This is a genomic window from Hyphomicrobium sp. 1Nfss2.1 (assembly GCF_965243865.1).
GTDB lineage: Bacteria > Pseudomonadota > Alphaproteobacteria > Rhizobiales > Hyphomicrobiaceae > Hyphomicrobium_A.
The window spans coordinates 1,663,561-1,676,087 of the sequence record NZ_OZ251603.1; the positions used below are offsets into that span (position 1 = coordinate 1,663,561).

Genomic DNA, 12,527 nt, shown 5'->3' on the forward strand with positions numbered 1-12,527 from the left:
GGCGCTGCGGCTTTGCCCGTCAGCGCAGCTTCAAGGTGGCGAGGCCAACGAGCGCTAAGATCACGGAAATGATCCAGAAGCGCACAACGACCGTCGATTCCTGCCAGCCCTGCTGCTCGTAATGGTGATGCAACGGCGCCATTCGGAACACGCGTTTTCCGGTCGTCTTGTATGAGGCCACCTGAATGATCACCGACAGCGTCTCCAAGACGAACAGACCGCCGACGATGGCGAGTACGATCTCGTGCTTCGTCGCCACGGCGATGGCGCCAAGCGCGCCGCCCAGCGCCAGCGAGCCGGTATCGCCCATGAAAATCATGGCCGGCGGCGCGTTGAACCACAGGAATCCGAGGCCAGCGCCGATCAGCGCACCGCAGATCACCGACAATTCGCCCGTGCCGGCGACGTAGTGGATCTGCAGGTACTGAGCGAACTTGGCGTTACCGATCAGGTACGCGATGAGACCGAACGTGGCCGCCGCGATCATCACCGGCACGATGGCGAGACCATCGAGACCGTCCGTGAGGTTCACCGCGTTGCCAGCGCCCGCAATGACGAACACGCCGATCAGGATGAAGAACGGCCCCATCTCCAGTACCAGGTTCTTGAAGAACGGCAGCGTCAGCACCTGGCTGATTTCAGGCGGCCCCAGATACATCACAAGCCCGGTCGCAATCGCAGCAATGAGCAGCTCCAAGCCCAGACGCATGCGGCTCGAGAAGCCCGACGATGTGCGTCTCGTCACCTTCAGGTAGTCGTCGTAAAAGCCGATCGCGCCATAGCCGAGCGTCACGCCCAGCACGATCCAAATGTATGGGTTGGCGAGGTTGGCCCACAGCAGCGTCGCCACCGTGACGCCCGCAAGGATCATGAGCCCGCCCATGGTCGGCGTGCCGACCTTGGCAAGGTGCGTCTTGGGGCCATCGTCGCGTATCGGCTGGCCCTTGCCCTGCTTCACGCGCAACAGGTCGATGATGCCCGGCCCGAACAGCATAACGAACAGCAGCGCCGTGAAGATCGCTCCCCCCGTGCGAAACGTGATGTATTTGAAGACGTTCAGCACGCCGATCTGGTCGCTGAAGTTCACAAGCTCATAAAGCATTCCACTCTCCGAATGGCTCGGCGCCCTCTCAGCGGCTGGCCGAGGCCGTAACCTGTTGATCGCCCTGTGCCAGCAGCGCGTCGACGAGCAACGCCATGCGCGAGCCAAGTGAACCTTTGATCATCACAACATCGCCCGCCTGCACGGCCTGACCGAGCGCGGCGGCAATTCCCTCCGATGTCGGCGCCCATGCCCCGCGGCGCCTTCCCGGCAGCGCCTCGTAGAGCCGCCGCATGTTGTCTCCACTAGCAAAGACCAGATCGACCTCGGCGGCGTCAACGGGCTCGTTGAGCGCAGCGTGCAGATCTCCGGCATTTTCGCCCAGTTCCAGCATGTCGCCGAGCACCGCGATCCGCCGCGGAAAGCGCGTCCGCGGCACCGTCGCCATGGCAGCCAGCGCCGAGCGCATCGAGGCCGGATTGGCGTTGTAGCTCTCATCGATGACAAGAATTGACCCGCCCGGCACGCTCACCTCGCGACGCTCCCCGCGCCCTTTCGGGGCCTTGACGTCGCCGAGGGCCGAAATCGCCCGTTCGACGTCGACACCCAGCGCGTCCAGCGCAGCGACGACGGCGAGAGAGTTCTGTGCAATGTGGGCCCCCGGAGCGCCGACGCGATAGGCGATCCGCCGCCCGCCAATGCTGACGACGATCTCCGATCCATCGGCTTCGAGCGAGAACACTTCGGGCCGGACGTCGGCGTTTTCATGGCGGCCGAACGAGACAACGCGCGCCCCATGCTCGCGGGCGCGCCGCGCCAGCAGCTCGAAATGCTCGTTGTCGCGGTTGAGAATGGCCACCCCGCCCGGCTCCAGCCCCGAGAAAATCTCCGCCTTCGCCTCGGCGATCTTCTCCGTCGTGCCGAAAAATTCCAGATGCACCGGCTCGACGGTCGTCACGATGGCGACGTGCGGGCGCACCAGCGCCGTCAGCGGAATGATCTCACCCGCGTGGTTCATGCCGATCTCGAACACGCCGAAACGCACATCGGCCGGCATGCGGGCGAGCGTCAGCGGCACGCCCCAGTGATTGTTGAAGGATTTCTCCGCCGCATGCGTGGCCCCGAGCCGGGACAGGCATGCGCGCAGCGCCTCCTTGGTGCCGGTCTTGCCGACACTGCCCGTCACCGCCACGATGCGCGCGTCCGTCCTCCGCCGTGCCGCCGCGGCGATGTCGCGCAGGCCATGCAGCGTATCGGCGACGCGCAGCAGCGCCCCATCGCCATCGCGCCGCTTGTAGCTCGTCGACACCAGCGCCGCCGCCGCGCCCTGCCCGAAAGCCTGCAGCACGAAGTCATGCCCGTCGCGCACGTCGCGCAGCGCCACGAACACCTCGCCCGGCTGCAAGCTGCGCGTGTCGAGCGAAAAGCCGGTGATCGGCACATTCGGCGTCCCATCGGCCACGCCGATGGCCGCCGGCACGAGATTGTCCCACGTCCACAAGGATCCGCTCATCTCTCAATCGCGCTCCAGCGCCTTGCGAACCTCATCGTGGTCCGAGAACGGCAATATCCTGTCGCCGACGATCTGCCCGGTTTCATGGCCCTTGCCGGCGACAACGAGAACATCGCCAGCCCCCAGCATGGCAACGCCCCGGGCAATCGCCTCGGCGCGGTCGCCGATCTCCTGCGCACCTGGAGCTGCAATCAGAATTTCCGCGCGGATCGCCTCGGGCTTTTCGGTGCGCGGGTTGTCGTCCGTCACGATGACGACGTCCGACTTCTCCACCGCGATCGAGCCCATGATCGGCCGCTTGCCCTTGTCGCGGTCGCCGCCGCAGCCCATCACGCAAATGAGCTTGCCGGTCGCGAACGGTCGTAGCGCGTCGAGCACCGCAGCCAGCGCCTCCGGCTTGTGCGCGTAATCGACGACAGCCATCCCGCCACGCGCCTCACCGACGATCTCCAGGCGCCCTTTGACGCCCTTCAGGCCCTGCAGCGCCGGCAGCACGTGCCCGGCAACTTCGCCGGTGGCAATAGCGAGACCTGCTGCAACCAGCGCATTGGCCGCCTGATAGTCGCCAAGCAGCGGCAGTCGAACATCGAACACCCGGCCTTCATGCGCCACCGACATGCGCTGCGCAAAGCCCTCGCGCACGAGACGCTCTAGCTTCAGGCCCTCGCCCTTACGTCCGACCGTGAACACGCGCCGGCCCGCATCCTCGGCAGCGGCAACGGCACGGTCGCCGCCCTCGGCATCCGTGTTGACGACAGCCGTGCCGTCCTCCGGCAGCAGGTCGGTGAACAGGCGCAGCTTTGCCGCCAGATAGTCTTCGACGGTCGGATGATAATCGAGATGATCACGGCCGAGATTTGTGAAAGCGGCCGCCTTGATACGCACGCCGTCGAGCCGATGCTGGTCGAGCCCATGCGAGGATGCCTCGAACGCCAGATGCGTGATGCCTTCCGCCGCGAGTTCTGCCAGCGTCTTGTGCAGCGATACCGGATCGGGCGTCGTCAGCGAGCCGTAGACCGCGCCATCCGGTTTGACGACGCCGATGGTCCCCAGCGACGCCGCCTTGTGTCCCAGCGCCGCATAGATTTGCCGCGTGAAATCCGCAACCGACGTTTTCCCGCTGGTGCCGGTCACGGCCACGGTCGTTTCGGGCTGCTGCAGTCCGTAGAAGCGTGACGCCATCAGCGCCAGAGCGCGCCGCGGCTCCACCGCCCGCACGACCGGCACATCGCCGGCCTCCGTAGCTTCGGCGTCTTGCCCTGCAAGGATCGCCACCGCTCCCTTGCCAACCGCGTCGGCAATGAAGCGCGCCCCGTCCGCTTTCGATCCGGCGATGGCCGCGAACACGAAACCGGGACGCACGGTGCGGCTGTCAGATGTGAGGCCGGCAACCTCGACATTTCCAGCGCCCGCCGGCGCGATGGCATCGGCCCCGATGAGTGAGGACAGAAGCATGGTTCTCCTAGTGTCCTGACCGCGACCCTGCCGCGGATGATGTGGCGGACTATACGATCATCACACTAGTGCTATGGAACGCAACGCATCGACAGACGTGCCGGTGAGCAGATCCTCACCGCGTTTCATATTTTGCGCCGGAACGAGCGTCAAACGCTACGCTTGGAGCACCCGCCGCTGCGGCTTGCGTCGGCAATATACCCAGAAGCGGACCAACGCGCCCGATCACCCGGCCCGCCGTCGGCGCGGCATTGAGCGAAGCCAGCACTTCCCCCGACGACGCCTTCGTTCCCTGCGGCTCGAAGATCATCACGAAGACCAGGTAGCGCGGGCTATCCATCGGAAACGCCGCCAGAAACGACGAAATCACCGACTTCTCGCGGTAGCCGCCCACGCCCGGCATCTCAGCCGTGCCGGTCTTGCCGCCCACTTGGTAGCCTGCAACCTCCGCGCGCTTTCCCGTCCCGACGCGTTCGGCAACGTTCCGGCGCATCAGATCGCGCATTTTCGCGCTCGTCGCCGTATCGATCAGCGGAATTACCGCCACGCCCGAGTCGGCTGGGCGCTTGACGAACGTCGGCGTGACCTTGCGACCGCCGTTGACCACGCTCGCCGCCGCCGCCGCAAATTGTAGCGGCGCCACCGCGATACCGTGACCATAGGCAATCGTCATCGTCTCGATGTCACCCCAGCGCTGCGGGAGCTGCGGCGGCGCAATCGGCCCCGCCTCCGTGCGCATCGGGTCCAGCAATTGCATCTGGCGCAGGAAGTCCCGGAAGCGCTGCGGCCCTGCCTGCATCGCCAGCATCGCCGCGCCCACGTTCGAAGAATGCAGGAAAATTTCCGCGACTGTCAGCGGCCGGCGCAGCGGGTGCAGGTCCTTGATCGTGAAGCCCCCGGCCGACAGCTCCTTGCGCACATCGACGATCGTCTCCGGCGTCGCCAACGCCGCATCGAGGGCCATGGCGATTGTCAGTGTCTTGAAAACGGATCCCAATTCGAACGTCGAGCCTGCCACCTTGTCGAGATTGGCCGGCTCCTGGCTGGTGTTGGGAAAGGCCGGATCGACCCCGGGGAAAGATGCCGACGCCAGCACCTCGCCGCTGTTCACATCCATCACGATGGCGGCCGCGCCCTTGGCCTCGTAGAGCTTCATCGCCTCTTGCAGCTCGGCCTCAACGGCATGCTGCACGCCGATGTCGATCGAAAGGCGCACGGGCGCCCGCTCGGCGAGCGTCGCCCCTTGCACCGATTCGACGCCGACGACGTCGTCAACATAACGCTCGATCCCGGAGACGCCCTTGTTGTCGATGTTGACGTAGCCGATCAGATGCCCGGCCAGCTTTCCGCCCGGATACGCGCGGCGCAGCTCGCGGCGGAAGTCGAGCCCAGGTAGCCCTAGATCGTGCACCGTCTGCGCGACACGCGGAGACAGGCCACGGCGCACCCAGACGAAACGGCGGGTGCGATCCGAAAGGTCTTTACGCAGCGAGGCGCGATCGAGATCGTTGAACACGAGCGCGAGCTTTTCGATCACCTCGTCGCGATCGATCACGCGTGCCGGATCGGCGAACAGCGAATAAGCTTCGACGTCGGTTGCCAGCAGCCGCCCATTGCGGTCGACGATATCCGGCCGCGCGAAGCTTTGCGCCACCGTCTCGCTCATCGAGATCGAGCTATCGCCCAGCCCCATCAGCGCGAGGCGCACGAGCTGCGCCCCGATCGCCATGAAGAACAGCGCAACGCCGACCGTTGCGATCAGCGTGCGCAGCGGCCCATTGGCCGAGCGCGGCTCCGCTACAACCTCGCCGGCCGCATCATGCTCAACGTTTCTGTTGCCGGCGCCCCGCTCCAACTCAGTCACCCCTCTTCTGCGAGGTGGTGCTTCCGGTCGCCATCACGCGCGACAGAGCCGCATCCGGACTGACGGCAAGCTGCTGCTCCGAGGCTGGTGCAAGACCCATTGCGCGCGCCAGCGGCTCGATGCGCTCCGGTCGCGCCAGATGTGCACGCTCCGCTTTGAGAACGGCAATGTCGCCGCGCGCCTTCTCGATCGTGCGCTCCTGTTCCGAGACGCGTACCTCGAGCTGGCGGGTGTCGTAATTGCTGGAGTAGAGGACGAACGCGCTGGCGAGGGTGATCAAAAGTGCAGCGAGAATGACGAACCGCATCGCTTGCCTCCCTGCTACCCACCTAGCCTCGCAACGACGGCACCCCCGGCAAGTCTTCATCCAGCGGCCAGGCCGGCGCTTCTGTGCGCAGTCCCGCCCGCAACCGTGCCGATCTGGCGCGGGAGTTTACCGCGAGTTCTTCTTTCGAAGGAGTTAACGGACGCGGGTTAACAATCTCAAAACTGGGTAGATTCAATTTTACCGATTGCGGCGGCAGGTGCCGTGATCCCTGGGATTCCTTACCGGCCCGCTGCTGCAAAAACCGCTTCACGATGCGGTCCTCAAGCGAATGGAAGGTCACCACGACCAGCCGCCCGCCCGGCTTCAGGCAGCGCTCTGCCGCCCCCAGCGCCCGCGCCAGTTCACCCAGTTCATCGTTCACGTAGATGCGTAGCGCCTGGAATGTCTTCGTCGCCGGATGCTGATCATCGCCACGCCGCCCGCCCACGGCGCGCGAGACGATCTCCGCCAGCGCTCGCGTCGTGGTGATGGGTGATTCGCCCCGCGCACGCACGATCGCCCGGGCTATCCCGCGCGAGCGCCGCTCATCGCCGAGCGCAAAGATGATGTCGGCCAGTTCTTCTTCCTCGGCCCGATTGGCGACATCGGCCGCCGACGTGCCCGCCGACGACATCCGCATGTCGAGCGGCCCGTCCGCCATGAACGAGAATCCGCGCCCGGCCTCGTCGATCTGCATTGAGGAGACGCCGATATCGAGCACCACGCCGTCGACCGGCGCCACGCCCTGCTCGCGCGCCGCATCCTCCAGTTCGGAAAAGCGTGATTCCAGCAGCGTCAGCCGGTCGCCGAGCTGCTGCTCCAGAGGCTGCCCGCCGATGATCGCCGATGGATCGCGGTCGAGCGCCAGCACGTTGCAATCCGCCGCGTCGAGGATGGCGCGCGTATAGCCGCCCGCCCCGAAGGTGCCGTCGATATACGTTTCACCGCTTGCGGGCTTCAGGCTCGCCAGCACCTCGGCGAGCAGCACGGGGATGTGGCGCGCACGACCAGCGTCAGTTGAGTTTCCTGACCGGCGGCGCGCCGTCATCCCCGTGCTCCTTCGCTGCCGTCATCCTCATCCGAGGATAAACGGCTCCCCGCGCCGAAGAGCTTACGTGTCTCGTGGATTTTTGCCCGCGCGCGCTCACGCCGCTCGGCGAAGCGCTCCGGGCTCCACATTTGAAACTTGTCGCCAAGGCCGACAAAAGTGACCTGGGATGAAAGCCCCGCATGGGTGCGAAGACTCTCAGGAAGGCTGATGCGGCCGTCCCCATCGATCGTGAGGACCTGAACGTCGCCGTAGAGTGCGACAGAGAGCTCGTCCCGCTCGTCCGAATAGTCCGGCAGGCCTGCGAGAAGCCCATCGATCTTTTTTGCAAGTCTCTCGCCGCCTGCATCGAGCGCAGGAGCCTCGAGCGCGGGGTAGCAGTAGATGCCGCCTGCGCCTCCTGAGGCATAGCCATCGCGATCGAGAACGGCACGGAAAGGTGCTGGCACGGAGACGCGCCCCTTAGCATCGATCTTGTTTGTGAATGTCGAGACAAAGCGGTCCATCCCCTTTTCGCAGCCTCGCGCACTTCACTCAAAAACAACCGCACATGGTGGAGCCTGAGCTCCCTTCACCTGATGCACCGGCCGGGGGGCCGTGGCGGTCGCTCGCGTCTGCGAGCCCTCATTCGAGACCGGCGCCCTGCCACGGGACCCTGCCCGGTGCGGTCGGGCATTCATGGGATCGCATGGGATGAAATGGGCGTCAATGGTTTGTTAAGGATTTCCACCGGGCAAACTTGGGTTGCAGTGCCCGCTGTGGGCTCACGGACGCAGCTTGCGCTTCCCTGCTGGTGCACCTAGGGACGACAACAAGCGTTTCCCGCCTCAACTGCAGGATTTCAGACGATGCGAATACCCGACGTGCGCTCGATGATTGCGATTGGTCTATCCGGCCAGCTGGGCCTCAACGGCCACCTCCCGTGGGAGGGCAACCCGGGACCGGAATACAAAGAGGACGTCGCAAACTTTTTCGCCAAGACCCGCGGCCATGTTCTACTCGCCGGGCCAACCACGGCGCGCGCCGTCCCCGATCACGAGCGCAAATACATGACGATCGTCGAACTGCGTTCGCACATGCACCCGCAAGAGACGCTGGCGAAATTCCCCGGCCGCGTCGTCTACATCGGCGGCGGCCCCCCGGTGTGGGACGTCTATGCCAAATACATCCATCACTGGGACATCAATCGCCTTCCCTACGACGGGCCAGCGGATCGATGGTTCAATCCGAACTGGCTCGTCGCGGGAGGGAACGCGAGATAAAGAGCGGCGCCTACCGGCAGCAGCGGCGCTGACGCGGTGCGTACACGTAGGGCTGCACGTAGCGCTGACGCGGCACGTACACCGGAGCCGGATAGTAGGTGTAGGCCGGCCCCACGACGTAGCCGCAGCAGCCCGAATAGACCTTGCGCGGATAGTAGGAATAGGACGGCGGCACGACGTAGACGACGGGCGGGCCGTAATAGACTTCCGGATAGAGCGGGGCGTAGTCGCGATACCAGCGGTACGCGCGAGCCTCCGCGTTGTCGGCGGTGACGCCGAACGCCGTGACAGCCGCGACGGCGCACAGCAATGACATGAGCAGCTTACGCATGAAACCCTCCTTGAACCCTCATGCGAAGCTAACTTCGATTGCTTACTGCCGGATTGAAATTTTGACTGCAAAATCAAACACTAAAGCGCCAGGAATTAAAGCGAGGTTGGCGCCTGGCCGATTGCGGGACAACACCCGCGCGCGCCTTCTCGCGATGCCGGCACAACAGCTAATTTGCGATAGGAAAGTGTCAGCTGGCCTGTAAGCCGGGTTCTGTCTGGAGCTAGCCCAACACCGGCTTGCCGAGTGTTGGCCAAAGGCTCCGCGACGGCCATTCATCTGGGACACCCATTGCTGAGTGCCTCGAGCAACCAACCCGGGCGGCGGGTCTGAAGACGAACCTGGCGCCACCTTTCGGCGCGCCCGGCCACCCCTATTTGGTTTTGCTCCCGGTGGGGTTTGCCCTGCCACCGACGTTGCCGCCGGCGCGGTGCGCTCTTACCGCACCCTTTCACCCTTACCCTGCTTCGCCGAAGCTTCGCCGGGCGGTTTGCTTTCTGTGGCACTTTCCCTGGGGTCGCCCCCGGCGGCCGTTAGCCGCCACCGTGTCTCCATGGAGCCCGGACTTTCCTCCACCGGCGTTGCTTGATGGACCATAGACGCCCGCAATCCGGCAGCGGCCGTCCGGCCAGCTGACAATGGGAATAAGGGTCTTTGCAGAAGCAGCGTCAAGCCCCGGCGGGAGGAAGGACCAGGGCGAGCATGCCGGAAAAACCTTCAGCGCCGCACCAGCACGGAAGCGGCGTTCCCAAGCCGCTTTCAATTCGCTGCCCGAGCGCGCCGAATAAGCGAATTTAGAACTCCAACAATGAGCAGTAATTGGCCGAATACATTTGATTATTTCAATAGCCCCATTTGCCGTCGCGGCGAATGGCATCTTTCCGTTGCATACGGCCTCCAATACATGCTGCACCGCACGACCGACGAGACAAAAAATAAACCTACCCATTTGGGTAATAAAAAAGTCACATAAACCTACCCACACCCGACCGCACAGAGCGGGAAGGATCGTTGATAATCGAGCCAAAGCATCGATCTAGCCTCGTGATCACGGCTCTCCGTCACACCGTGACACTACCCATTGGCCACCAACACTGACCTAAGTCAGTCATCCACCCCTTTGGGTGCGGTGCGGCAAGCGCAGGTACTTACCCGCGTTTCGCGTCCAATTGCTTGAAAGACATTCGTATTAAGTGATAACGCTGGGGTCGAAAGCTTAGCCTCAAAAAAACAAGCTTCGAGGAAAACCCGCCGATGAACGTTCAGACCCAGATCAGTGCAGGTACTGCTCACGGTCAGGCTCCCACCGCCAATCCGAAAGTCCTGGCGTTCGTCGAAGAGGCAAAAGCCCTCTTCAAGCCTGAAAGTGTCTACTGGTGTGACGGATCTCCTGAGGAATATCAGGCGCTTGCTAAAACGCTTGTGGACGGTGGCACTGCCATCCGCCTCAACGAAGAGCTGCGACCCAACTCCATCCTCGTCCGCTCCGACCCGGCCGACGTTGCCCGCGTCGAGGACCAAACCTTTATCTGCTCGAAATCCCAGGACGATGCCGGTCCCTCGAACAACTGGCGCGACCCCGCCGAGATGAAGGCGACGCTGTCGCAGCTGTTCGACGGCGCCATGGCCGGACGCACCATGTACGTCGTCCCCTATTCGATGGGTCCCATCGGCTCTCCCATCGCCGGCATCGGCGTCATGGTCACCGACAGCGCCTACGCCGTCGCCAACATGCACATCATGACGCGCGTCGGCTCCAAGGTCTGGCAAGCACTCGGCAACTCCGATGATTTCGTCCGCGGCATGCACACTGTCGGCGCCCCGCTCTCGTCCCCCAACACTGCTGACGTGCCCTGGCCGTGCAACAAGACCAAGTACATCTCCCACTTCCCCGAAACGCGCGAGATCTGGTCCTACGGATCGGGCTACGGCGGCAACGCCCTGCTCGGCAAGAAGTGCCACGCCCTGCGCATCGCCACCGTCAAGGCGCGCGATGAAGGCTGGATGGCTGAGCACATGCTCATCCTCAAGCTCACCAATCCCCAGGGCCGGGTGAAGTACGTCGCCGCCGCTTTCCCGTCCGCGTGCGGCAAGACCAACCTCGCCATGCTCGTGCCCACCATTCCCGGCTGGAAGGCCGAGACGATCGGCGACGACATCTGCTGGATGAAGTTCGGCCCTGACGGCCGACTGCGCGCCATCAACCCGGAAACCGGCTTCTTCGGCGTTGCCCCCGGCACGGGCAACGACTCCAACTTTAACGCCATGATGACGCTCACCGGCAACATCATCTTCTCCAACGTCGCGCTCACCGACGACGGCGACGCCTGGTGGGAGGGCGCGACAGCCAAGGCGCCCGAGCATCTCGTCGACTGGATGCGCCGCTCCTGGAAGCCGGGATGCGGCCGCACTGCCGCGCACGCCAACGCCCGCTTCACCGCACCTGCCGGCCAGTGCCCGGTTATCGCGCCCGAGTGGGAGGACCCGAACGGCGTGCCGATCGATGCCATCCTCTTCGGCGGTCGCCGCGCCTCGACTGTCCCTCTCGTGATGGAAGCGCTGAGCTGGGCGCACGGCACCTTCCTCGGCTCCATCATGGCGTCCGAGAAAACCGCTGCCGCCGCCGGACAGGTCGGCGAATTGCGCCGCGACCCGATGGCGATGCTGCCCTTCTGCGGCTATCACATGGGCGATTACTTCGCCCACTGGCTGAAGATGGGCGAGAAGGGCGGCGCCAACATGCCGAAGATCTTCTACGTCAACTGGTTCCGCAAGAACGCCAATGGCAAGTTCATGTGGCCGGGCTACTCCGACAACAGCCGCGTGCTGAAGTGGATCTTCGACCGCTGCGACGGCAAGGCGGAAGCCGTCGAAACACCAATCGGCCGCCTGCCGACCGAAAACTCGCTCGACACCAAAGGCTGCAAAGTCGATCCGAACGACCTCAAGGATCTCATGAGCGTCGACAAGGAAGGCTGGAAGTCGGAGATCCCTTCCATTCGCGAGCACTTCGCGACCTTCGGCGCCAAGCTGCCGCGCCAGCTCGCCGACGAACTCGACGCATTGGAGCGACGCCTCGCCTGATCACGGCAATTTCTGGGCAATTCGGGCCGCGCGAAAGCTTTTCGCGCGGCCTTTTTCATTTCCAATCGAACTTTTTCGCGAAAGCTAAGGCCATAATTTTCAAACAAAAACGACTCTGCACCCCAAAACGATGCATATGCCTCTAAAAACAAGCACTTGCGCGAGTTGTGGCGGCACTTACGTTAACCATGTGGTAACTGTTGCATGGGGTACGCAATGTTGCGGTTCGTTGTCGATTGGCTGGCAGGCGCCACGCGATCGTCCGCAATTGCCGTTGATGTCCCCGTCGTCCGCGACGCCTCTGCAATCCTCCGCTTCCTGCAACGCCAAGACGAAGCCGCCAATGCCCTGACCCCGCGCGAACGCGGCGTCCGCTTCCATCGCGACGAGTTCACCCGCCTCTTCGACGCCCTCGAGCGCTGGCCGACCGTCGAGTTCATCACCACGCACGGCCTCCCCATCGAATCCGTCGACGACCTCCCCAAGAGCGCCGACGGAGGGATCGACGTCGTCGTGCGCATCATCACCCCAACCGAGCACGGCGCCCGCATCGTCGCCGGCCGCATTCGAAAGATGATCGTCAACCAGCAATACGAATAGTGTCCAACAGTACGAGTAGTG

General features: G+C 64.0%; 11 protein-coding genes and 1 other RNA gene. 3 read left to right on the plus strand and 9 right to left on the minus strand.

Translation table 11 applies throughout. The features are described from left to right. Window positions 1–19: 19 nt before the first annotated feature. From mraY to ACP15D_RS08245, 7 genes are all read right to left on the minus strand, one after another. Entirely contained in the window at window positions 20–1,102 is a 1,083-nt protein-coding gene (gene mraY, locus ACP15D_RS08215; RefSeq protein WP_424957044.1) for a phospho-N-acetylmuramoyl-pentapeptide-transferase, read from the minus strand. Between the two features lie 28 nt (window positions 1,103–1,130). Next, window positions 1,131–2,555, minus strand: coding sequence for a UDP-N-acetylmuramoylalanyl-D-glutamyl-2,6-diaminopimelate--D-alanyl-D-alanine ligase (locus tag ACP15D_RS08220; RefSeq protein WP_424957045.1), 1,425 nt, complete (start codon window positions 2,553–2,555; stop codon window positions 1,131–1,133). A 3-nt stretch (window positions 2,556–2,558) separates the two neighbouring features. Beyond that, complete coding sequence (locus ACP15D_RS08225; protein ID WP_424957046.1) at window positions 2,559–4,010, minus strand: UDP-N-acetylmuramoyl-L-alanyl-D-glutamate--2,6-diaminopimelate ligase; 1,452 nt, start codon at window positions 4,008–4,010, stop codon at window positions 2,559–2,561. Window positions 4,011–4,125: 115 nt separating this feature from the next. Next, complete coding sequence (locus ACP15D_RS08230) at window positions 4,126–5,874, minus strand: peptidoglycan D,D-transpeptidase FtsI family protein (protein ID WP_424957047.1); 1,749 nt, start codon at window positions 5,872–5,874, stop codon at window positions 4,126–4,128. Further along, window positions 5,867–6,181: a cell division protein FtsL gene (gene ftsL, locus ACP15D_RS08235; protein WP_424957048.1), complete on the minus strand. Its 315-nt coding sequence runs from the start codon at window positions 6,179–6,181 to the stop codon at window positions 5,867–5,869. The genes ACP15D_RS08230 and ftsL overlap by 8 nt, the downstream gene beginning before the upstream one ends. A gap of 22 nt (window positions 6,182–6,203) precedes the next feature. Then, complete coding sequence (gene rsmH / locus ACP15D_RS08240) at window positions 6,204–7,229, minus strand: 16S rRNA (cytosine(1402)-N(4))-methyltransferase RsmH (protein ID WP_424957049.1); 1,026 nt, start codon at window positions 7,227–7,229, stop codon at window positions 6,204–6,206. After that, window positions 7,226–7,735, minus strand: coding sequence for a division/cell wall cluster transcriptional repressor MraZ (locus ACP15D_RS08245; protein WP_424957050.1), 510 nt, complete (start codon window positions 7,733–7,735; stop codon window positions 7,226–7,228). Before ACP15D_RS08245 ends, rsmH begins: the two co-directional genes overlap by 4 nt. A 348-nt stretch (window positions 7,736–8,083) precedes the next feature. Between ACP15D_RS08245 and ACP15D_RS08250 the strand changes: the two genes are divergently transcribed. Then, window positions 8,084–8,491, plus strand: coding sequence for a diacylglycerol kinase (locus ACP15D_RS08250; RefSeq protein ID WP_424959194.1), 408 nt, complete (start codon window positions 8,084–8,086; stop codon window positions 8,489–8,491). Between the two features lie 10 nt (window positions 8,492–8,501). Here the strand turns inward: ACP15D_RS08250 and ACP15D_RS08255 are convergent, their stop codons facing one another. Beyond that, window positions 8,502–8,822, minus strand: coding sequence for a hypothetical protein (locus tag ACP15D_RS08255; protein WP_424957051.1), 321 nt, complete (start codon window positions 8,820–8,822; stop codon window positions 8,502–8,504). 186 nt (window positions 8,823–9,008) lie between these two features. Next, an RNA gene (gene rnpB / locus ACP15D_RS08260) (RNase P RNA component class A) lies at window positions 9,009–9,458 on the minus strand. 618 nt (window positions 9,459–10,076) lie between these two features. On the opposite strand from rnpB, the gene ACP15D_RS08265 reads away from it, so the two are divergent. Together ACP15D_RS08265 and ACP15D_RS08270 are read left to right on the plus strand one after the other, a co-directional pair. Continuing rightward, window positions 10,077–11,906, plus strand: coding sequence for a phosphoenolpyruvate carboxykinase (GTP) (locus ACP15D_RS08265; protein ID WP_424957052.1), 1,830 nt, complete (start codon window positions 10,077–10,079; stop codon window positions 11,904–11,906). Between the two features lie 216 nt (window positions 11,907–12,122). Further along, window positions 12,123–12,506 carry a hypothetical protein gene (locus ACP15D_RS08270; protein WP_424957053.1) on the plus strand — a complete coding sequence of 128 codons (384 nt, stop codon included), beginning with the start codon at window positions 12,123–12,125 and terminating at the stop codon, window positions 12,504–12,506. Window positions 12,507–12,527: the final 21 nt, after the last annotated feature.

Excerpts from the sequence above, each read along its gene's own strand:
- ACP15D_RS08245 (WP_424957050.1), bottom strand. The coding sequence starts at position 7,735 with ATGGACCGCTTTGTCTCGACATTCACAAACAAGATCGATGCTAAGGGG.
- ACP15D_RS08270 (WP_424957053.1), top strand. The coding sequence starts at position 12,123 with ATGTTGCGGTTCGTTGTCGATTGGCTGGCAGGCGCCACGCGATCGTCC.
- rsmH (WP_424957049.1), bottom strand. The coding sequence starts at position 7,229 with ATGACGGCGCGCCGCCGGTCAGGAAACTCAACTGACGCTGGTCGTGCG.
- ACP15D_RS08220 (WP_424957045.1), bottom strand. The coding sequence starts at position 2,555 with ATGAGCGGATCCTTGTGGACGTGGGACAATCTCGTGCCGGCGGCCATC.
- mraY (WP_424957044.1), bottom strand. The coding sequence starts at position 1,102 with ATGCTTTATGAGCTTGTGAACTTCAGCGACCAGATCGGCGTGCTGAAC.
- ACP15D_RS08255 (WP_424957051.1), bottom strand. The coding sequence starts at position 8,822 with ATGCGTAAGCTGCTCATGTCATTGCTGTGCGCCGTCGCGGCTGTCACG.
- ACP15D_RS08265 (WP_424957052.1), top strand. The coding sequence starts at position 10,077 with ATGAACGTTCAGACCCAGATCAGTGCAGGTACTGCTCACGGTCAGGCT.
- ftsL (WP_424957048.1), bottom strand. The coding sequence starts at position 6,181 with ATGCGGTTCGTCATTCTCGCTGCACTTTTGATCACCCTCGCCAGCGCG.
- ACP15D_RS08225 (WP_424957046.1), bottom strand. The coding sequence starts at position 4,010 with ATGCTTCTGTCCTCACTCATCGGGGCCGATGCCATCGCGCCGGCGGGC.